This window comes from Novosphingobium sp. PP1Y (genome assembly GCF_000253255.1).
Classification (GTDB): Bacteria; Pseudomonadota; Alphaproteobacteria; order Sphingomonadales; family Sphingomonadaceae; genus Novosphingobium.
In genome coordinates this window covers 3,876,070-3,893,003 of record NC_015580.1, presented here as the reverse complement: position 1 = coordinate 3,893,003, position 16,934 = coordinate 3,876,070, and the positions used below count along the sequence as shown (strand labels likewise).

Here is a 16,934-nt window from a genome sequence, read left to right as displayed (position 1 = left end):
GGGGGGTGTTCGGTGCGGCGGAAGGCTCCTCCCTCTGCGATTTTCTCAGTAGTCGTGGTCGACCGAGCCAATGCCGTTGATCTGGCTGCGCAGGGTCGCCGGCTTGCGGACCAGGCTGACGTTGCCTGCACCATTGATCACGATATCGACGAGATTGCGGGCGCCGACGGTCACGTCGCCAACGCCGTCGATCCGCACCACGGCATCTTCGGCGTCGACTTGGCCGACGTCGATCGAGCCTGCGCCTGCCGAGGTGATGAACAGCTTGCGAACCCGGCCCTTGGCATCGAGATCGACTGCACCCTCAGAGCGCAGCGTGAACTTCTCCTGGTCGAGACCGGCGAGAGTCACGTCGCCCGGCGCGTCGAGGTCGAGACCGTTGATCTCGGGCGCGGTGATCCGGACCTTGATGCCGCGGCTGGAGCGATACTTGCCCTCGATGCCGAGGCGACCGTTCACCCAGGTCAGGCGGTCGACGATCTTCTGCGGGCCGGTGACGATCATCTCGGACGTATCACCGCGGGTGAAGCTGAGCTGGACCGGGATCTCCATGGCCAATTTCGCACCGGGCTCGACGGTGAACTTGCGGGTCCTGTCGGGCCCCTGGTCCTTGTCGTCCTCGCCGATGGTCCAGCTCCAGCCATGGCCTTCGGCAAAGTCCCGATGCAGCTTTTCGCCGCCGATAACCCATGCCGAGCCGAATGCGACGATCGAAAGGATCACGCCGCTGGCGAATACGATGAGCAGTTTCCTGAGCATCTCAGTCTCTCCTTCCTACGTCTTTTCAGTCTTCTGCGTGGATGGCGGGCTCGATCACCCGGTAGTGCAGGCGGCCGAACCACATCAGCGCGTTGACGATCCAGATGCTGATCAGCGTCAGCAGCGCGCCGGCTGCGACCGAGGCGCTCATCATGCCCAGCCCTGCGAGGATCGCGACCAGCCAGCCACCGGGAAAGCCGTTGAAAGGCCCGACGATCAGCACGAAGCCGCCGGAAACGAAGATCGCCAGGACCGCCACGAACAGGCCGAAGACGACGCCGATGATCGGCAGGACGATCGGCAGCAGTATCAGGATGTCGATCGTGGCAAGGCCCATGAAGGCCAGGATTGCGGACCAGGCCGAAGACGGCGAGCGGGCGCTTTCCCAGTTGCGGAAACCGGCCTCGAAGCGCAGTTCGCGGGCGAGGCGGACGGGATTGCCGAGGGCGGCGGCGACTTCTTCCTCGCTGCGCCCGTCTGCGGCGCCGGCGTCGAAATGCTCTTCGTAGTCGGCGACGATCTCGGCGATGTCGTCCTGAGGCATGCCCTTGAGGCCGGCCTTCAGGCGCTTGATGAACTCGTTACGCTTCATGGCTGGTCTCCCCTTCCTTCATCGGCGCTTCACTGCCGAGGATGAGGCCGTTCACGGCGGTGGTGAAGGTGCGCCAGTCGCCAACCTGTTCGGCCAGGCGTTCGCGACCGGTATCGGTGATGCGGTAGTACTTGCGCGGCGGACCCGAGGGCGATTCCTCGAGGTAGGTGGTCACGAGACCTTCCGACTGCATGCGGCGCATGAGCGGATAGATCGTGCCTTCGCCCATATCGACCGCGTCGGCCATGCGGCTCGCGATCTCGTAGGCGTAGCTGTCACCGCGCGACAGCAGCGCCAGGACGCATAGCCCCAGCACCCCTTTCTTCAACTGGATTTCGATTTCGGACATCGAATCATCTCCTGCGGATGCCCAGTGTATATTGCATGCTACTGTGTGATGCAAGGTACCATGTTAAAGGTAGTACATGTGCATTGATTGGTACCTCTCTATAAGAAGGTATCGGGTAATGTTCTGCGTGGGAAAAATCGCGTGTTCGCTGCAGCTTGGAAGGCCCCGGCATCGCGGGCGGCGCAACTTAAGCGTTAATTTACCATGTTGCGCCAGAAGGGAGGTCAATTCGACTTGCTGGGGATTTCCGCATGGACAGTTTGCGCGGTCAGTTTTCTGGAGAGGACCAGCCCGAGGAGGGCTCCTTCCACGAACAGGACAGCGGCCGGGAGCCGCCCGCCATCATCGGCAAGGATGAGCGGCGCATGCAGGTGCGCGCCTACAATTTCTGGGCGAGTCTGCTGGATAACCGCCAGTTTCCTGACATTGCCGACCTCGATCCGGAAAGCCTCGGCGATTTCGGGCCCTATAGCGTGCTGCTGGACTTCACCCATGGCGCTGACGATCCGGCGATCGTCTATCTGGGAGCGGAACTGGCCGACGAATGCGGTACGACCGGTGCGATTCGCGCACTGAGCCAGGTCCCCACACGCTCGCTGCTGTCGCGTATCACCGATCACTACATGCAGATCATCGCCAACCAGGCGCCGATCGGATTCGAGGCGGAGTTCGTCAACCAGCGCGGCGCAACGATACTCTATCGCGGGATTCTCCTGCCCTTCTCGCGCAACGACGACCAGATCGATCACATCTACGGTGTCATCAACTGGAAGGAGCTGGCCGACCAGACCAGCACCGACGCGCTGATGAAGCAGATCGACGAAGCGGTCGAGACGCGCCCCGCCATGCTGCGCAGCACGATGCCGCTGACCGGCTGGGCCGACGGCCCGCTCGATCTCGGCATGGTCGAACCTGTCGAGGGACCGGCCGGGATGGACCTGTCGCTCGAAGGGTACGAAATCGACGACGACGACTATTTCGAAGATGCGCTGATGCCGGCTGTCCACCGCGAGATGGAACTGGGCGACTGGCTCGCCTCGGCCCGCGAACAGGCGATGCTCGCGCGCAGCAGCGAGGAACGCTCGCGCCATGCGCTCTACGAGGCGATCGGCCTCGCCTACGACTTCGCCCTTGCTGCCGAGAGCGCGCCCGACGATTTCGCCGAACTGGTGGAAGATGCCGGTCTCAAGGTGCAGGACCGCGCGCCGTTGATCCCGCTGGTCAAGCTCGTCTTCGGTACCGACTACGACAAGACCCGCCTCACCGAATTTGCGACCGTCATCGCCCACGGACGCCGTCTCGGCCTCGAATGCGGGGCGCTTGGGGTGTTCCTGTCCGATGCACCGGGCGGCCTCAAGGCTCTCGTCAAGGAAGAGCGCCGCCTGCGCCGTGAGGAAAGCGGAAAGGGCAGCGGGCCGCTTTCGCGTCACGAGACCCTGATCGAGGGACTGCGTGGTCTCGACCCCAAGCCGATCGAGGACGTCGCTCGCAAAAGCGAGTTCACCGTCCTCGTCGCGCGGCGCCTGGATTCGGGCGAAGTGGTGCTGCTGGGCGAGGTCTGCGACGACGAGGCGCTGTTGGACCGCGCGGCCCGGCAGATCCTCGGATAGGAACCGACCGGGGGGCGTTCGACCGGCATTCCTCAGGCGGCGCCCTTGGAAACGGCATCGGCGCCCGCTAGGCTGGCGGGCCAGCGCGCGACAACTGGCCATCCCCGGCGCTTCAGCGGGGGTTAAGGCCGCAAGGGTTCCAAGAGAGACGATGCCGTTTCAGCGAATTGCCGCCCCCCTGATGAGGTTCCTGGCCTTCCTCGCCCTGCTCGGCTGGGCGGCCGCGCCGGCTGCGGCGCAATCGATCCTGCGCGATGCGGAGACCGAGGCCCTGCTCAAGGACATGTCGGCGCCGCTGGTCAAGGCATCGGGTCTCGATCCGGCCAATGTCGACATCGTCCTCGTCAACGACCCTTCCGTGAATGCCTTCGTTGCAGGCGGCCAGGCCGTCTATGTCAACAGCGGCCTGATCAACGAGGCGGATACCGCAGGCGAAGTGCAAGGCGTGATCGCCCACGAACTGGGTCACGTCACCGGCGGGCATGCGGTGCTCAATCTGGGTGCCAGCAGCGCGACCAATATTTCGCTGCTTTCGCTCCTGCTCGGTGCGGCTGCGGCGGCAGCCGGTGGCGGTGAAGCGGCGATGGGCGTGATCATGGCCGGCCAGCAGGCCGCCATGGGCAAGTACCTTGCCTATAACCGTTCGCAGGAGGCTTCGGCCGATGCCGCCGGGGCGCAGTACCTTTCCGCAGCTGGGATCAGCGGCCGTGGCTCGGTCGAATTCTTCAAGAAGCTGCAGAACCTCGAGTTCCGCTATGGCTATCGCCCCAAGGACGGCGACGAGTTCTACAGCACCCACCCGCTCACCGGCGACCGCATCCAGACGCTGCAGGATACCTATGAGAAGGACCCGGCCTGGAACAAGCCAGACGATCCCAAGCTGCAGCAGCGCTTCATGCGGATGAAGGCGAAGCTGTTCGGCTACCTTGCCGAACCCAAGGACGTCCTGCGGCAGTACCCGCTGACCGATAATTCGATTCCCGCCCACTATGCCCGCGCCTACGCCTATCACAAGGACGCGCAGTTCGATCTTGCCACGGCCGAGACCGATGCGCTGATCGAGGCCGATCCCGAGGACCCTTACTTCCTGGAGCTGGAAGGTCAGATCCTGCTGGAATCGGGCCGTCCGCAAGAAGCGCTGGCGCCGCTGCGCAAGGCGACCGAACTGACCGGAAACCAGCCGTTGATCGCGACCCTCTTCGGCCATGCCCTGATCGCGACCGAGGACCCGTCGAACTTCAAGGAGGCCGAACGGGTGCTGCGCAATGCGGTGGCCCGCGACCGCGAGAATCCGTTCACCTGGTACCAGCTCGGCGTGATCTATGCGGCCAAGGGCGACATGCCGCGCGCAAGGCTGGCCAGCGCGGAGCAGCAGGTGCTCTCCGGCAACATGAATGCCGCCCTGATGAGCGCGCAGGCGGCCGAGGCAGGCCTGCCGACGGGCACGCCGGACTGGATCCGCGCGCAGGATATCGAGATGCAGGCACGCGCCGAACTGGAACGCGAGAAGAAGCGTCGCTAGGACAGCGCGCAGAAAGCGGCGGCGCGCTTTGCCGCAACGAGGCAGGATCTACGAATGGCTACAGGCATGAAGTACGCATTTTTCGCTGTGCTGATCGCGGTTCTCGGTGTCGGCGGCTGGTTCGGCGGGCGCATGGCGATCGAAAGCGTGGTGCACGACTATATCCTCGATCATCCCGAAATCCTGCCGCAGGCGATGGAGAATCTCCAGAACCGGCAGAGCAGCAAGCAGCTCGCCGGCGTGCGTCAGGCAGTGGAAACGCCCTTCCCCGGCGCGGTGCTGGGCAACCCCGAGGGCAAGGTCACGCTTGTCGAATTCAGCGACTATGCCTGCGGATACTGCCGCGCGAGCCTGCCTGACGTGATCGAGCTGGTGAAAAAGAACCCCGACCTGCGCATCGTCATCCGCGAACTGCCGATCATCAGCCCGCACAGCCCGGAAGCGGCGAGGATGGCCCTTGCCGCAGCGGAGCAGGGCAAGTTTGCCGAGTTCCACGATGCGATGTTCGCGGCCGGGCAGCTCGACCCGCAGACCATCGAGGCGACCGCCAAGGCCGTCGGCCTTGACATGGAGCGCGCCCGCAAGGTGGCCGAGAGCAAGGATGTGGCGGCGGAAATCCAGCGCAATTACGAAACCGCCGGCAATCTCGGCTTCGGGGGAACGCCAAGCTGGATCGCGGGCGATCGCCTGATTTCGGGCGCGGTGGGCATCGATCAGCTCTCCAGCGCGGTCGCCGACGCTCGGGGGAGTTGATAAAGGGAACATCCTGTCGCAGGGGATTGTTCAGCTTTGCGCGGATCTGGGCTAGGAAGCGGTCATGAGCGTCCTGCCTATCCAGCCCATTCCGTTCTTTGCCGACAAGGACAAGGCCTTCTGGCGCCTCCAGGCGCTCGGCTGGGGCGGGGCCATGCTGCTGCGCACGATGTCGGCGATCGCCAACGACCAGCGCCTCTCGTTCCTTGTCCTGGTCCTGATCGCCACGATCACCGGCTTCTCGATCTCGCTGGTGCTCTCGGTCATCTATCGCACATTGATCACCCGCCGGGCGCTGGTGACCTGGGGCATGACCGCGCTGATCCTGCCTTTCGCGGTGGGCCTCAACGCCTTCATCGATGCCTGGGTCATCTCGCTGTACCGTTCGGACAGCGATGCGACCTTTACCCAGCTGTTCCTTGGCGTGTTCTACCTCGATGCCACCCTGCTCGGGGCCTGGTCAGCGCTCTATTACGCCATCAACTTCTATCTGCAGATCGAGGAGCAGAACGACCAGCTGATCCGGCTGGAGAATCAGGCGACCCAGGCGCAGCTGGCGATGCTGCGCTACCAGCTCAACCCGCATTTCCTGTTCAATACGCTCAATTCGATCTCGACCCTGGTGCTGCTCAAGCAGACCGAGCCGGCCAATGCCATGCTCTCGCGGCTCTCGTCGTTCCTGCGCTATACGCTCGTCAACAAGCCCTCTGCGCGGGTGACGGTTGCGCAGGAAGTGGAGACGCTCAAGCTCTACCTCGATATCGAGCGCATGCGCTTCGAAGAGCGCCTGCGGACCACCTTCCACATCGATCCGGCGACCGAATCCTGCCTGCTGCCTTCATTGCTGCTGCAGCCGCTGGTCGAGAACGCCATCAAGTATGCCGTGACCCCGCAGGAAAGCGGCGCGGAAATCACCATTTCGGCGCAACTCGTCGGCTCCATGCTTCGCATTACCGTTTCGGACACCGGCCCCGGCTTGCAAAGCCCCACCACCGACAACAGGTTGTCGGGCATGTCATACGATGGAGGTGAGCCCGTCTCCACGGGCGTTGGTCTGTCCAATATCCGTGATCGCCTGTCCCAGGCCTATGGCGAACATCACCGATTCGAGACTGTCGAGCCGATCGAAGGCGGCTTTGCCGTCCTGATCGAAATTCCTGTCGAGCGCCGCGAAGCAGCAGAGGACGTCCCGGAAGCCCCTCGGCTTGCCGCAATGGCTGCACAATGAAACAATTTTGGGTCTCATGCGTTATGGGGCCCGGAGAACGAACAAGATGACCATCCGCACCATCCTCGTCGATGATGAGAAACTCGCGATTCAGGGCCTTCAGCTGCGCCTTGAAAAGTATCCGGACGTCGAGATCATCGATACCTGCTCGAACGGACGCGAAGCGATCCGCAAGATCAAGACCGAAAAGCCCGACCTCGTGTTCCTCGACATCCAGATGCCCGGCTTCGACGGGTTCTCGGTGGTCAAGGGCGTCATGGAGATCGAGCCGCCGCTCTTCGTCTTCGTCACCGCCTACCAGGAACATGCCGTGCGCGCCTTCGAGGCGAATGCGGTGAACTACCTGATGAAGCCGGTCGAGGAATCGAAGCTGGACGATACCCTTGCGCGCGTGCGCCAGCGCATCGCCGAGAAGCGCTCAGCCGACGAGGCGGAGAAGCTCAAGAACGTGCTGGCCGAAGTTGCCCCCGACGCGGTCGAGGCCATGCCCGAGGAAACCGATCCCAATGCCGATCGCTATGAAAAGCTGATCAACATCAAGGATCGCGGCCAGATCTTCCGCATCGACGTTGACAGCATCGAGCATATCGAGGCGGCTGGCGACTACATGTGCATCCGCACGGCAGACAACTCGCTGATCCTGCGCGAAACGATGAAGGACCTCGAGCGCCGGCTCGACCCGCGCGTGTTCCAGCGCGTCCACCGCTCGACCATCGTCAACCTGAACCAGGTCCGCCAGGTCAAGCCGCATACCAACGGCGAATGTTTCCTCGTGCTCGATTCAGGCGCGCAGGTCAAAGTCAGCCGTTCGTACCGCGACGTGATTGCGCGTTTCGTTCACTGATAAAGGCGCCGCCGACGGCGCACGAACAGGAAAGGCCAGGGGCTCTCGCTCCTGGCCTTCGTCGTTTGCGGACCTGAAGTCGGACGCCAGCTTACTTCGTCGCGTACTGTCCGGCCTGGGCCTTGAAGTTCTCGCGCGCGAAAGTCTTGGCTGCGGACTGCGTGTCGAAGACTTCGTCCTGCAGGGTCGACTTGACGATCGGATAGCCGCGCGAATTGTAGTGCGTGTCGCGCACGGTCAGCCGGTATTTGCCATCCTCGCCTTTCTGGATGAGGTAGGGTTTTTCGACGCTGTCGTTCATGGCATTTCTCCGGGTCTGAGGGGAGTGAGGTGTCTTGGTTTCGCTATCGCCCCGCAGAAACCATGCGCGGTCTGCTGGCAGGAAAGCGCCGTCCCCAGCACAGGCAGGGCCTGAATCAGGGCGGACGAGGCTGCGGCCGGGATGCTCCGGTGCGAACTCAAATGATCGATTTTCATCTCGATGCTCCGGCAACGTAAGCGGGAGCGCGGATGGTCTCTCAGCCACGAGCGCCTACGAATTCGGATGCTCGTGATCCTTGCGCTATGGTCCCATGCGGCCGCGATTGCAAATCGCGCATCGATGGTGGTTCTCGACACGGGCCCGCGGCCTTGGCATGGACGGCGCCATGAACGATTTCACGCTGACCGGTTTCGACCTTGCCGCCTTCGTTGATGCAACGCTTGCCGAAGACCTCGGCGTGGGCCTGCCCGGGGGCGGGCATGACGTGACATCGGAAAGCGTGATCGACGCCGATGCGCGTTTTGCCGGCACCATGGATTCGCGCGACGCCATCACTGTCGCGGGCCTGCCGGTCGCCGCGGCTTTCTTCCGCAAGCTCGACCCTGCGATGGAAATAGAGATCCTCGTCGAGGAGGGCGCCCGCGTCGGGCCCGGGTCGGACCTCATGCGCCTCTCGGGCAATGCCCGCGCCATGCTCACGGCGGAGCGCAGTGCGCTCAACACCGTGCAGCACCTGTCCGGGATCGCAACGATGACGCGCGAGTATGTCGATGCCATGGGCGGACACGGCATCCTTCTCGATACGCGCAAGACGATCCCGGGCCTGCGTCACCTCGAAAAGTACGCAACCCGCACCGGTGGCGCGCAGAACCACCGCATGGGCCTGTGGGATGCAGCGATGATCAAGGACAACCACGTCCTCGTCGCCGGCGGCGTCGGTCCGGCCGTGGGGCGTGCCAAGGCGGCGGGCGTGGCCCAGATCATCTGCGAAGTCGATCGGCTCGACCAGATCGAGCCTGCCATCGAAGCGGGCGCGCATCACCTCCTGCTCGACAACATGGGGCCTGACATGCTGCGCGAGGCGGTCGCCTTGGTCGCCGGACGCGTGCCGACCGAGGCTTCGGGCGGCGTCAATCTCAGGACCATCGGCGCGATTGCCGCCTCGGGCGTCACTTATGTCTCGGTGGGCCGTCTCACCCAGAGCGCACCGGCTGCCGACATCGGCCTCGACTTCACGCCGCTGTGAGGCCCCTGCTCGCGGCTCGGGCCGGTCTGGTCCTTGCGGCGCTTATGCCGGCGCCTGCGCTCACCCAGGCCTATCAGTGCGCCGTACCGCGCAGCATTGCCCCGGTGGGGCCGCAGGCGCCCGACGGGCCGGTCCGCAAGGTCGCCGTCGCGGGCTATACCCTAGCGGCAAGCTGGTCTCCCGATTACTGCAAGATGAGCGGCGAGATGGATTCGATGCAGTGTTCGCGCCGCAACGGACGTTTCGGCTTCGTCCTGCACGGCCTCTGGCCCGAAGCGCGCAAGGGCCCTGCGCCGCAGTGGTGTGCAATCCGGCCACTGCCCTCGCCCGACCTGCTCCGCCGCCATATGTGCATGACGCCCTCTGCCCGCCTCCTCGCCCATGAATGGGCCAAGCACGGCAGTTGCATGACGAAGCGGCCGGAGACCTACTTCAAGGTCAGCGCGATTCTCTGGCGCTCGATCCGCTGGCCCGATGCCGATCGTCTCTCGCGCGAGGAAGACCTGACGGTGGGCGATCTGCGCCGTGCCTTTCTCGCCGGTAATCCGGACTGGACGGCGGATCAGGTCGGCGTGGACGTCAGCCGCGGCGGCTGGCTGCGCGCGATCGAGCTTTGCTACGGCAAGGATTTCATGCCCCGGGCCTGCGACCGCAGGCAGTGGGGGGCCGCCGATTCCGCCCCGCTGAAGATCTGGCGGGGCCTGTAGGGCGACAAGGGCTACCTGCGGTCCCTGAAGAAAGCCCTGAGCATTTCCGCAGCTTCGGCTTCCCCCATGCCCGAATAGACTTCCGGACGGTGCAGGCACTGGTCGTGTTCGAAGACGCGCGCGCCATGTTCGACCGCGCCGCCTTTGGGATCGGGCGCGGCGTAATAGAGCCGGGCGATGCGGGCGTGGGAGATTGCCCCGGCGCACATCGCGCAGGGCTCCAGCGTCACCCATAGCTCGCACCCTTCGAGTCGCTCATTGCCGAGAATCCGGGCGGCGGCGCGAATCGCTTCGATTTCTGCGTGGCTGGTCGGGTCGTGGCGTTCGCGCGGGCCGTTGCGGCCGGTGGCGATGACCTTTCCGTCCCTGACGATCACCGCGCCGATAGGCACTTCGCCCGAATCCGCGGCTTCCCGGGCTTGCGTCAGCGCCAGTTGCATGTATTCGGGGAGCGGCCAGCGAGTCATGAGGACGCGCTAGCCTGCGAAAAACCGCGGCGCAACTTGACGTTCACCTGGTGACTCGGTAAGGGCGCGCCTTCCCGTACAAACGGCCAAGATTTTTTTCGAGCGAGAGTAGACATGTCCCGCATCTGCGAACTGACCGGCAAGGGTCGTCAGGTCGGCTGCAACGTCAGCCACGCCAACAACAAGACCAAGCGCGTGTTCCTGCCCAACCTTCAGAACGTCACGCTGATGTCGGAAGGTCTGGAGCGTAGCTTCAAGTTCCGCGTTTCGACGCACGGCCTTCGCTCGGTTGAGCACAACGGCGGCCTCGACAACTGGCTGCTGAAGACTTCCGACACGAAGCTCAGCCCGCGCGCCGTCAAGGTGAAGCGTGAGCTGAAGAAGAAGCAGGCCGCCTGATTTCCGGCTTCCTTCGGGGAGCCTGACAAGGCACTGGTTCTAAAAAGGCGTGCGAGGGTTCCTCACGCGCCTTTTCGCGTGCCTGCCTGCTTCCCGGTACTTTTCCTGTGCGGTTCTCAGGGCAGGTCGCGTGGATCGACGGAGAGTTTCCAGAGCAGCGTGCGCTGGAAATCCGAAAAATTGTCGTCCGAGATCAGCCAGACGGTCAGGCGATCCTTGCCCTGCGGCACGGCGGCAAGGCCTTCGAAATTGTCGACCGGCAAGCTCGAGGCGATTCGGGCCACTTCCCTTGCGTGCCAGATCGCGCCGGGACGAATCTCGGCCGGGTCGGCGATGGCGATGCGCCCGGCGAATCGCTGCGGCATCGGCCAGACCAGCCGTCGCATCAGGATCAGCAGGCGGCCGTCGGGCAATTGCGTCATGTCGGTGGGACTGAAGCCCTTCGGCCCATCGAAGGTGAAATGCCACGATTTCGGCCGCGTCGCGGGATCGCCCTCGAACACGACCGCGTCGTGTCTGCGATCCTCCAGCCGGCCCTTGAAAGCCTCGCGCAGCAGGACGAATCGCCCGTCGGCAAGGCGGGTCATGGCTTCCGGGCCCGAGTTCACGCCCCAGTGGCGAATCGCGCCGGGCCGGACCTTGGCTTCCACGTTCAGTTCGGGGCCGAGCCGAACGATGGAATTGGAGCCCTCCATGCCCAGCCAGATCGTCCCGGTACGCGGATCGCGCGTCGCCGATTCGACATCGCGATCGGCCTTGTCGTTCCAGCGGCTGATATCCAGGCTGCCGCTCGCCAGTGCGCCGGGTTTTTGGCCCGGCAAGGTGAAGCGCAAGTATCCGCCCGAATCGCTGACGGCGAGGAGCTGTCCGTCCGGCATCGCAAGCAGCGTCGAATAGCCGCCGAACCCGCGCGACCTGCTGGCCATGTGCCACGCGCCTTCCAGTCGGAATGCGCCGAGGTGATAGTGCTGGTCTGTTCCGGGGCGCGGCGTGAGGGCGACGTAGTCGAACGTCATTTCTGACAGGCGCGGCGCTCTGGGTGAGCGCAGCCAGGTGACGGCTGCAAGCAGGATCAGAAGCAGAAGGGCGATGCTGCGGTGCACAAGGGCTGGATAGTCAATCGCGCGCCCACGGCAAGGCCACTTCGTCGATCAGTTCATCGGCCCGGTGAAAAGCAGGGGATCGAGCCTGTCGGACTGCCACTTGATGCTCCAGTGCAGGTGCGGGCCGGTAGCGCGGCCGGACATGCCGATCTTGCCGATCACCTGCCCCTGCTTCACGTGATCGCCTTCCTTCACAAGGATTTGCGAGCAGTGCAGGAAGGCGCTGTTGAGGCCCATGCCGTGGTCCAGCATCAGCAGGTTTCCTTCCAGCGTGAAGGGTTTTTCCGCCGCTAGGATGACGACGCCGTCCGCCGGAGCGACGAAGGGGGTGCCGCTTGTGCCGGAAGTTATGTCGATACCCGAATGGTAGCTGCCCGGTTCGCCGCGATAGATGCGCTGCGAGCCGAAGCGGCCCGAAATGCGGCCCTTCACCGGCCAGATGAAGCGCTGGCGCCACCCTTGCGCGCCGGTCTCGATCGCCCGCGCTGCATTGATGCGGTCAAGCTCGGGCTGCCGGATCTTCATGAAGGCCTCGGAAGGCCCGCCTGCGCGGCGCGGAATGTTGATTCGCTCGATGTGCCAGTCGCGCGGGGAGACGGTGAGCGTCTGGCGATAGGTCGTGCCGTCCTTCATCCGTGCGGTGAGGATCTCCTCCGGCGCGGCATCGCGGTCGAACGCGGCGAACCAGGCGCCGTCCGGCGCGATTCGAACCGCTTCGCCGTCAAGCCTGAGGTCGGTGGTTCCCGCCGGGGCGACGCCGCGAATCCATCCGCCCTGGGTCATCTCGCCGGAGAAGGCAATTTCGGCCGGGCGCGGCGCTGCAGCCGGAGAGACCGGGGCAGTGGTCGAAGCATGGGCGGAACCGGCAGGTTCGACCATGGCGTTACCGGCAAGGATCAGGCCGCCAGCAGCGGCAAGGCCGCCAAGCTTCAGCCAGGCGAAACGCGTATGGAGGCCCTTCATGCCTTCCCGAGGAGACGCCGGGTGGCAATTTCCGCGGTGGCATAGGGTTCCTGCCGCTCTACGCTCCAGTAGCGCAGGGCTTCGAGCGAGATCTTCTCACCGGTTACGGCGCAGGTGACGAAGTGGCCGGAGCTGATCATGCGGAACCCGTTGGGTCCGTAGCTGAGGGTTGCGGGACGTTCGGCAGATGACATGAGCATGGGTGATTTCTAGCAGAGCCTCGTGGTCAAAACAAATCGCCTTGTCGCGGCCGCTCCGGTTTCGTTCTTTCCGGTCCGGTCGCCGGCTTGCGCGGGGCGGCCACAGCGGGCGCGGGCTTGGGCGCAGGAGGCACCGAATCGCCTGAACCGGTGGTGACCGGCAGGTCCCCGTCACGGAATTCGAGAACCAGCGCCGCTTCCCGGGCTGCCAGTTCGCGGCTGGTCACGGCCCTGCCCTCGGTCGTCTTCACCAGGGCATAGCCGCGCTGCAGCGGCAGGCGCGGATCGAGCTGGGGCAGGACGCGCGAAACCGGGGCAAGGCTGTCGCGCGCCATCGACCAGCGGCGGGTGAGCAGGCGCGGCGTCAGGCCGGTGCGCGTTAGCCTCTCGCTGCTCGCCTGGGCGCGGTGGCGCAGCAGCGCGAGCGGCCTGCCGACCGAGCCCAGGCGCTTTTCGGCGTTCGAAGCGCGGTCCTGCAGGCCGCGGCGCAGGCGATCGGTCAATTCGTCCAGCTTCTGCGTCTTCGCGGCGAGAATCGCATCCGGCTTCGGCAGGCGCTGGACGCGCGCTTCCAGCCTTTCGCGTCCCAGCGTGACCGGCCGGAGGGCGCAGCGGCGCTTGCGCAGGGCCAGCTCGTCGAGCGTCGCCATCAGCTCTGCGCGCACCGGCACCGCGATTTCGGCGGCGGCGGTGGGCGTCGGCGCACGGCGATCGGCGGCATAGTCGCACAGGGTTGTGTCGGTCTCGTGTCCGACTGCGGAGATCACCGGGATCGAGCACTCCGCCACGGCGCGCACGACTGGTTCCTCGTTGAAGGCCCAAAGGTCCTCGATGGAGCCGCCGCCGCGTGCAACGATGACGAGATCGGGCCGCGGCACCGGGCCATCGGCGGGCATTTGCGAGAAGCCGCGCACGGCATTGGCGACCTGCGCAGCCGCGCCCTCCCCCTGCACCAGCACCGGCCAGACGAGCACGTGGCTCGGGAAGCGGTCTGCCAGGCGATGAAGGATGTCGCGGATCACCGCGCCGGTGGGTGACGTCACGACGCCAATGACCTTCGGCAGGAACGGCAGCTGCCGCTTGCGCTCGGGCGCGAAGAGGCCCTCCTCGGCCAGTCTGGCGCGCAGCTTTTCGAGCAGGGCGAGCAGCGCGCCTTCGCCTGCGATCTCCATCGAATCGATGACGATCTGGTACTTGGAGCGGCCGGGATATGTCGTCAGCTTGCCGGTTGCGATGACTTCGACGCCGTCTTCGGGACGAAAGGCGAGGCGCTGCGCATTGCCGCGCCACATCACGCCGTCGATCACCGCCTTGTCGTCCTTGAGTGCGCAATAGAGGTGGCCGGAGGCCGCGCGCTTCACGCCGGAAAGCTCACCGCGCAGGCGCACGAAGCCGAAACGGTCCTCGACCGTGCGCTTGAGCAGTGCAGAAATCTCGCTGATGGACAGCGGCGCGGCGTTGTCCCCGGCCGATTGCTTCGCTACCAGCCCACCCCTACGACCATCTCCATATTCGTCGTCATCGTAAGACTCATCGAAAGGCCGCGGCATGAATATCCTTCTTCTGGGCTCGGGTGGACGCGAACATGCGCTGGCCTGGAAGCTGGCGCAATCCCCGCGCTGCTCCACGCTTTATGCAGCTCCCGGAAATCCGGGGATTGCCGAGGCGGGAACCTGCGTGTCGCTCGATGCCACCGATCATGGGGCGGTTATCGCCTTTTGCAACGAGAAGGAAATCGGTCTCGTCGTGATCGGTCCGGAAGCGCCGCTGGTCGATGGACTTGCCGATTCCCTGCGGGCCGAGGGCATTCCCGTGTTCGGCCCGAGCAAGGCGGCGGCCCAGCTCGAAGGGTCCAAGGGTTTCACCAAGGACCTGTGCGAGCGCGCCGGAATCCCGACCGGTGGCTACGTGCGCGTCTCCAGCGAAGCGGACGGTCTGGCTGCGCTTGAGAAGTTCGGCGCGCCTGTCGTGATCAAGGCCGATGGCCTTGCCGCAGGCAAGGGCGTTACCGTCGCCATGACGATGGAGGAGGCGCAGGAAGCGGTGCGCGACATCTTCGCCGGCCGCTTCGGCGAAGCGGGCGCGGAAGCCGTGATCGAGGAATTCCTGGAAGGCGAGGAAGCCAGCTTCTTCGCCTTGACCGATGGCAGCACCATCGTCCCCTTCGCCTCGGCGCAGGACCACAAGCGCGTCGGTGACGGCGATACCGGCCCGAACACCGGCGGCATGGGCGCCTACAGCCCGGCGCCGGTGCTGACTCCGGCGCTGGAGGCAGAGGCAATGACGCGTATCATCGCGCCGACCGTCCGCACTCTCGCCGACGAGGGCATGCCCTATTCGGGCGTGCTGTTCCTCGGCCTGATGCTGACAGAGGATGGGCCGAAGCTGATCGAGTACAATTGCCGCTTCGGCGATCCCGAGTGCCAGGTGATGATGCTGCGTCTGGAAAGCGATCTCGTCGATATCCTCCAGGCCTGCGCCGAGAACCGCCTGGGCTCGATCCAGCCGCCGCGCTTTGCGAAGGATGCCGCGTTGACTGTCGTCATGGCGGCCAAGGGTTATCCCGGCACGCCGGAGAAGGGCGGCAGCATCGCAGGGCTTGCCGCCGCGGAAGCCGATGGTGCCAAGGTATTCCATGCGGGTACGGCACTCGTGGACGGACAGCTCGTCGCCAATGGCGGACGCGTGCTCAACGTCACCGCCCGTGGAGTCTCGGTCGGCGATGCGCAGGCGAAGGCTTATGCCGCCGTCGACGCGATCGACTTCCCGACCGGCTTCTGTCGCCGCGACATCGGTTGGCGCGAAGTGGCGCGTGAACAGAGCCAGGACTGACCGGAAGGCGGCGATGCTGGAACGTGCCGGTGCCATTCTCAAGCTGGCGGTTGCCCTCGCGATCCTGATCGCGGGCTGCGGCGTCGGATTTTACTACGGCATTTTCCTGCCGAACCATGCCGAGGTGCTGGAAGCGCGGCGCCAGGCAGAGGTCGAGGCGGAAGCCGAAGCGCGCCGCGCGGCGCAGCAGAAGCAGGCTGCCGAGGCGGCGCAGCGTCAGCAGGCCGCGCGGGTTGAGTACGAGGATTGCGTCAATTTCGCGCAGCTCAATTACAAGAACCGCTGGGCCAAGAGCTGCCGCGCCATGCACGAGAGTGATGTGGCGGAGTTCCAGGACTGCCTGGACAACTTCTTCAGCACCGAGGAATCGTGCCGTCGGCGTCATCCGATCCGGCCCGAGCGCGGCTGTGCCCTGCCCTCGCAGATGGCCACCGCCCTTTCCGATGACCGCGACCGCGCCAAGGACCAGTGCCTTGGCAAGCTGCAGGCAAGCCAATCGGGCGGGCTTGGCGTTTCGGAGGATCCGGGTTCGTTCTGAGCCTGTCGAAGTCCGCTGATCCTGAACTTGCCGAAGGATGAAGGTTCAGCTGGCCTCTTCGCCTTCCAGCAGCAGCTTGACCACCAGGGCAAGGCGCTTGGCGTCCTCTCTTGCGAGATGTTCCTTGGGCAGGCGCAGCTTGGCTTCCTCCAGCGCGGCAACGACCTGGGGCCGCGTGAAATTGTGCCGCACCAGGAACTCGCCGAGGAAGTGCACGGCGAAAGGCACAGGTGCCTTGAGGCCGTGTGCCAGCAGTTCGAGCCAGTAGGCATCGAGATCGGCGTCGGCATAGACTTCGCAATCGCCGACGAACCGGGCCATTTCCTCAAGGACCTGCGCGGCGGGAAGACCTTCCTTGCGCAGCATCTCGCGGCTGATTCCGTGGAGTTTCTCGGCCTCCTCGGACCAGTCCCAGTGGCGCCAGGCTTCCAGCGGGCGGATCAGCCAGGCGCGACTTTCTCCGTCGATCCGCGCGATTGCGACTTCGATAGGATAGGATTGGCCGTACTCGGGCAGGCAACTCGCCTCGAAATCGATCAGTGCCGGACAGCTCAATCCGC

General features: G+C 64.8%; 20 protein-coding genes. 10 read left to right on the top strand and 10 right to left on the bottom strand.

Annotation, left to right across the window (positions count from 1 at the left end):
• Nucleotides 1-45: 45 nt before the first annotated feature.
• The 3 genes from PP1Y_RS24380 to PP1Y_RS24370 are packed head-to-tail and all read right to left on the bottom strand — an operon-like array spanning nucleotide 46 to nucleotide 1,700.
• Complete coding sequence (locus PP1Y_RS24380) at nucleotides 46-759, bottom strand: GIN domain-containing protein (protein ID WP_013834542.1); 714 nt, start codon at nucleotides 757-759, stop codon at nucleotides 46-48.
• 25 nt (nucleotides 760-784) lie between these two features.
• On the bottom strand, nucleotides 785-1,351 hold the full coding sequence (locus PP1Y_RS24375) for a DUF1700 domain-containing protein (RefSeq protein ID WP_013834541.1): 567 nt from the start codon (nucleotides 1,349-1,351) through the stop codon (nucleotides 785-787).
• On the bottom strand, nucleotides 1,341-1,700 hold the full coding sequence (locus PP1Y_RS24370; protein WP_013834540.1) for a PadR family transcriptional regulator: 360 nt from the start codon (nucleotides 1,698-1,700) through the stop codon (nucleotides 1,341-1,343). The genes PP1Y_RS24375 and PP1Y_RS24370 overlap by 11 nt, the downstream gene beginning before the upstream one ends.
• 251 nt (nucleotides 1,701-1,951) lie before the next feature.
• Here PP1Y_RS24370 and PP1Y_RS24365 point away from each other — a divergent pair, with 251 nt between their 5' ends.
• The 5 genes from PP1Y_RS24365 to PP1Y_RS24345 all read left to right on the top strand — a co-directional run bounded on the left by PP1Y_RS24365 (nucleotide 1,952) and on the right by PP1Y_RS24345 (nucleotide 7,657).
• The gene (locus PP1Y_RS24365) at nucleotides 1,952-3,310 is read left to right on the top strand and encodes a hypothetical protein (protein WP_013834539.1); all 1,359 of its coding nucleotides are present in this window, start codon (nucleotides 1,952-1,954) and stop codon (nucleotides 3,308-3,310) included.
• A 181-nt stretch (nucleotides 3,311-3,491) separates the two neighbouring features.
• On the top strand, nucleotides 3,492-4,832 hold the full coding sequence (locus tag PP1Y_RS24360; RefSeq protein ID WP_013834538.1) for a M48 family metalloprotease: 1,341 nt from the start codon (nucleotides 3,492-3,494) through the stop codon (nucleotides 4,830-4,832).
• A 66-nt stretch (nucleotides 4,833-4,898) separates the two neighbouring features.
• On the top strand, nucleotides 4,899-5,585 hold the full coding sequence (locus tag PP1Y_RS24355) for a DsbA family protein (protein ID WP_007012576.1): 687 nt from the start codon (nucleotides 4,899-4,901) through the stop codon (nucleotides 5,583-5,585).
• Between the two features lie 64 nt (nucleotides 5,586-5,649).
• Complete coding sequence (locus tag PP1Y_RS24350; RefSeq protein WP_007012575.1) at nucleotides 5,650-6,813, top strand: sensor histidine kinase; 1,164 nt, start codon at nucleotides 5,650-5,652, stop codon at nucleotides 6,811-6,813.
• A gap of 46 nt (nucleotides 6,814-6,859) precedes the next feature.
• Complete coding sequence (locus PP1Y_RS24345) at nucleotides 6,860-7,657, top strand: LytTR family DNA-binding domain-containing protein (protein WP_013834537.1); 798 nt, start codon at nucleotides 6,860-6,862, stop codon at nucleotides 7,655-7,657.
• Between the two features lie 91 nt (nucleotides 7,658-7,748).
• Here PP1Y_RS24345 and PP1Y_RS24340 read toward each other — a convergent pair whose 3' ends face one another.
• Complete coding sequence (locus PP1Y_RS24340) at nucleotides 7,749-7,958, bottom strand: hypothetical protein (protein WP_007012573.1); 210 nt, start codon at nucleotides 7,956-7,958, stop codon at nucleotides 7,749-7,751.
• 346 nt (nucleotides 7,959-8,304) lie between these two features.
• On the opposite strand from PP1Y_RS24340, the gene nadC reads away from it, so the two are divergent.
• Nucleotides 8,305-9,165 (top strand): carboxylating nicotinate-nucleotide diphosphorylase, encoded by an 861-nt coding sequence (gene nadC, locus PP1Y_RS24335; protein ID WP_013834535.1) that lies wholly within the window; start codon nucleotides 8,305-8,307, stop codon nucleotides 9,163-9,165.
• Between the two features lie 44 nt (nucleotides 9,166-9,209).
• The gene (locus PP1Y_RS24330; RefSeq protein WP_041559163.1) at nucleotides 9,210-9,872 is read left to right on the top strand and encodes a ribonuclease T; all 663 of its coding nucleotides are present in this window, start codon (nucleotides 9,210-9,212) and stop codon (nucleotides 9,870-9,872) included.
• Nucleotides 9,873-9,883: 11 nt separating this feature from the next.
• Here PP1Y_RS24330 and PP1Y_RS24325 read toward each other — a convergent pair whose 3' ends face one another.
• Entirely contained in the window at nucleotides 9,884-10,339 is a 456-nt protein-coding gene (locus PP1Y_RS24325; protein WP_013834534.1) for a nucleoside deaminase, read from the bottom strand.
• Nucleotides 10,340-10,453: 114 nt separating this feature from the next.
• On the opposite strand from PP1Y_RS24325, the gene rpmB reads away from it, so the two are divergent.
• The gene (rpmB, locus tag PP1Y_RS24320) at nucleotides 10,454-10,738 is read left to right on the top strand and encodes a 50S ribosomal protein L28 (RefSeq protein ID WP_007012569.1); all 285 of its coding nucleotides are present in this window, start codon (nucleotides 10,454-10,456) and stop codon (nucleotides 10,736-10,738) included.
• Between the two features lie 116 nt (nucleotides 10,739-10,854).
• Here rpmB and PP1Y_RS24315 read toward each other — a convergent pair whose 3' ends face one another.
• Genes PP1Y_RS24315 through xseA form a run of 4 tightly spaced genes read right to left on the bottom strand, consistent with a single transcriptional unit; the run spans nucleotide 10,855 to nucleotide 14,554 of the window.
• Nucleotides 10,855-11,841: an esterase-like activity of phytase family protein gene (locus tag PP1Y_RS24315; protein WP_041559162.1), complete on the bottom strand. Its 987-nt coding sequence runs from the start codon at nucleotides 11,839-11,841 to the stop codon at nucleotides 10,855-10,857.
• Between the two features lie 48 nt (nucleotides 11,842-11,889).
• Nucleotides 11,890-12,804 (bottom strand): M23 family metallopeptidase, encoded by a 915-nt coding sequence (locus PP1Y_RS24310; protein ID WP_041559161.1) that lies wholly within the window; start codon nucleotides 12,802-12,804, stop codon nucleotides 11,890-11,892.
• The gene (locus tag PP1Y_RS24305; protein WP_038576060.1) at nucleotides 12,801-13,004 is read right to left on the bottom strand and encodes a DUF2093 domain-containing protein; all 204 of its coding nucleotides are present in this window, start codon (nucleotides 13,002-13,004) and stop codon (nucleotides 12,801-12,803) included. The genes PP1Y_RS24310 and PP1Y_RS24305 overlap by 4 nt, the downstream gene beginning before the upstream one ends.
• Before the next feature lie 26 nt (nucleotides 13,005-13,030).
• Complete coding sequence (gene xseA / locus PP1Y_RS24300) at nucleotides 13,031-14,554, bottom strand: exodeoxyribonuclease VII large subunit (RefSeq protein WP_013834529.1); 1,524 nt, start codon at nucleotides 14,552-14,554, stop codon at nucleotides 13,031-13,033.
• On the opposite strand from xseA, the gene purD reads away from it, so the two are divergent.
• Both purD and PP1Y_RS24290 read left to right on the top strand, forming a co-directional pair.
• Nucleotides 14,553-15,836, top strand: a complete 1,284-nt coding sequence (gene purD / locus PP1Y_RS24295) for a phosphoribosylamine--glycine ligase (protein ID WP_013834528.1) — start codon at nucleotides 14,553-14,555, stop codon at nucleotides 15,834-15,836. The genes xseA and purD overlap by 2 nt on opposite strands.
• A 13-nt stretch (nucleotides 15,837-15,849) precedes the next feature.
• Entirely contained in the window at nucleotides 15,850-16,374 is a 525-nt protein-coding gene (locus tag PP1Y_RS24290; protein ID WP_041559160.1) for a hypothetical protein, read from the top strand.
• A gap of 45 nt (nucleotides 16,375-16,419) precedes the next feature.
• Here PP1Y_RS24290 and PP1Y_RS24285 read toward each other — a convergent pair whose 3' ends face one another.
• Entirely contained in the window at nucleotides 16,420-16,929 is a 510-nt protein-coding gene (locus PP1Y_RS24285) for an exonuclease domain-containing protein (RefSeq protein WP_013834527.1), read from the bottom strand.
• Nucleotides 16,930-16,934: the final 5 nt, after the last annotated feature.

Excerpts from the sequence above, each read along its gene's own strand:
- PP1Y_RS24380 (WP_013834542.1), bottom strand. The coding sequence starts at position 759 with ATGCTCAGGAAACTGCTCATCGTATTCGCCAGCGGCGTGATCCTTTCG.
- PP1Y_RS24375 (WP_013834541.1), bottom strand. The coding sequence starts at position 1,351 with ATGAAGCGTAACGAGTTCATCAAGCGCCTGAAGGCCGGCCTCAAGGGC.
- PP1Y_RS24370 (WP_013834540.1), bottom strand. The coding sequence starts at position 1,700 with ATGTCCGAAATCGAAATCCAGTTGAAGAAAGGGGTGCTGGGGCTATGC.
- PP1Y_RS24365 (WP_013834539.1), top strand. The coding sequence starts at position 1,952 with ATGGACAGTTTGCGCGGTCAGTTTTCTGGAGAGGACCAGCCCGAGGAG.
- PP1Y_RS24360 (WP_013834538.1), top strand. The coding sequence starts at position 3,492 with ATGAGGTTCCTGGCCTTCCTCGCCCTGCTCGGCTGGGCGGCCGCGCCG.
- PP1Y_RS24355 (WP_007012576.1), top strand. The coding sequence starts at position 4,899 with ATGAAGTACGCATTTTTCGCTGTGCTGATCGCGGTTCTCGGTGTCGGC.
- PP1Y_RS24350 (WP_007012575.1), top strand. The coding sequence starts at position 5,650 with ATGAGCGTCCTGCCTATCCAGCCCATTCCGTTCTTTGCCGACAAGGAC.
- PP1Y_RS24345 (WP_013834537.1), top strand. The coding sequence starts at position 6,860 with ATGACCATCCGCACCATCCTCGTCGATGATGAGAAACTCGCGATTCAG.
- PP1Y_RS24340 (WP_007012573.1), bottom strand. The coding sequence starts at position 7,958 with ATGAACGACAGCGTCGAAAAACCCTACCTCATCCAGAAAGGCGAGGAT.
- nadC (WP_013834535.1), top strand. The coding sequence starts at position 8,305 with ATGAACGATTTCACGCTGACCGGTTTCGACCTTGCCGCCTTCGTTGAT.
- PP1Y_RS24330 (WP_041559163.1), top strand. The coding sequence starts at position 9,210 with ATGCCGGCGCCTGCGCTCACCCAGGCCTATCAGTGCGCCGTACCGCGC.
- PP1Y_RS24325 (WP_013834534.1), bottom strand. The coding sequence starts at position 10,339 with ATGACTCGCTGGCCGCTCCCCGAATACATGCAACTGGCGCTGACGCAA.
- rpmB (WP_007012569.1), top strand. The coding sequence starts at position 10,454 with ATGTCCCGCATCTGCGAACTGACCGGCAAGGGTCGTCAGGTCGGCTGC.
- PP1Y_RS24310 (WP_041559161.1), bottom strand. The coding sequence starts at position 12,804 with ATGAAGGGCCTCCATACGCGTTTCGCCTGGCTGAAGCTTGGCGGCCTT.
- PP1Y_RS24305 (WP_038576060.1), bottom strand. The coding sequence starts at position 13,004 with ATGCTCATGTCATCTGCCGAACGTCCCGCAACCCTCAGCTACGGACCC.
- purD (WP_013834528.1), top strand. The coding sequence starts at position 14,553 with ATGAATATCCTTCTTCTGGGCTCGGGTGGACGCGAACATGCGCTGGCC.
- xseA (WP_013834529.1), bottom strand. The coding sequence starts at position 14,554 with ATGCCGCGGCCTTTCGATGAGTCTTACGATGACGACGAATATGGAGAT.
- PP1Y_RS24290 (WP_041559160.1), top strand. The coding sequence starts at position 15,850 with ATGCTGGAACGTGCCGGTGCCATTCTCAAGCTGGCGGTTGCCCTCGCG.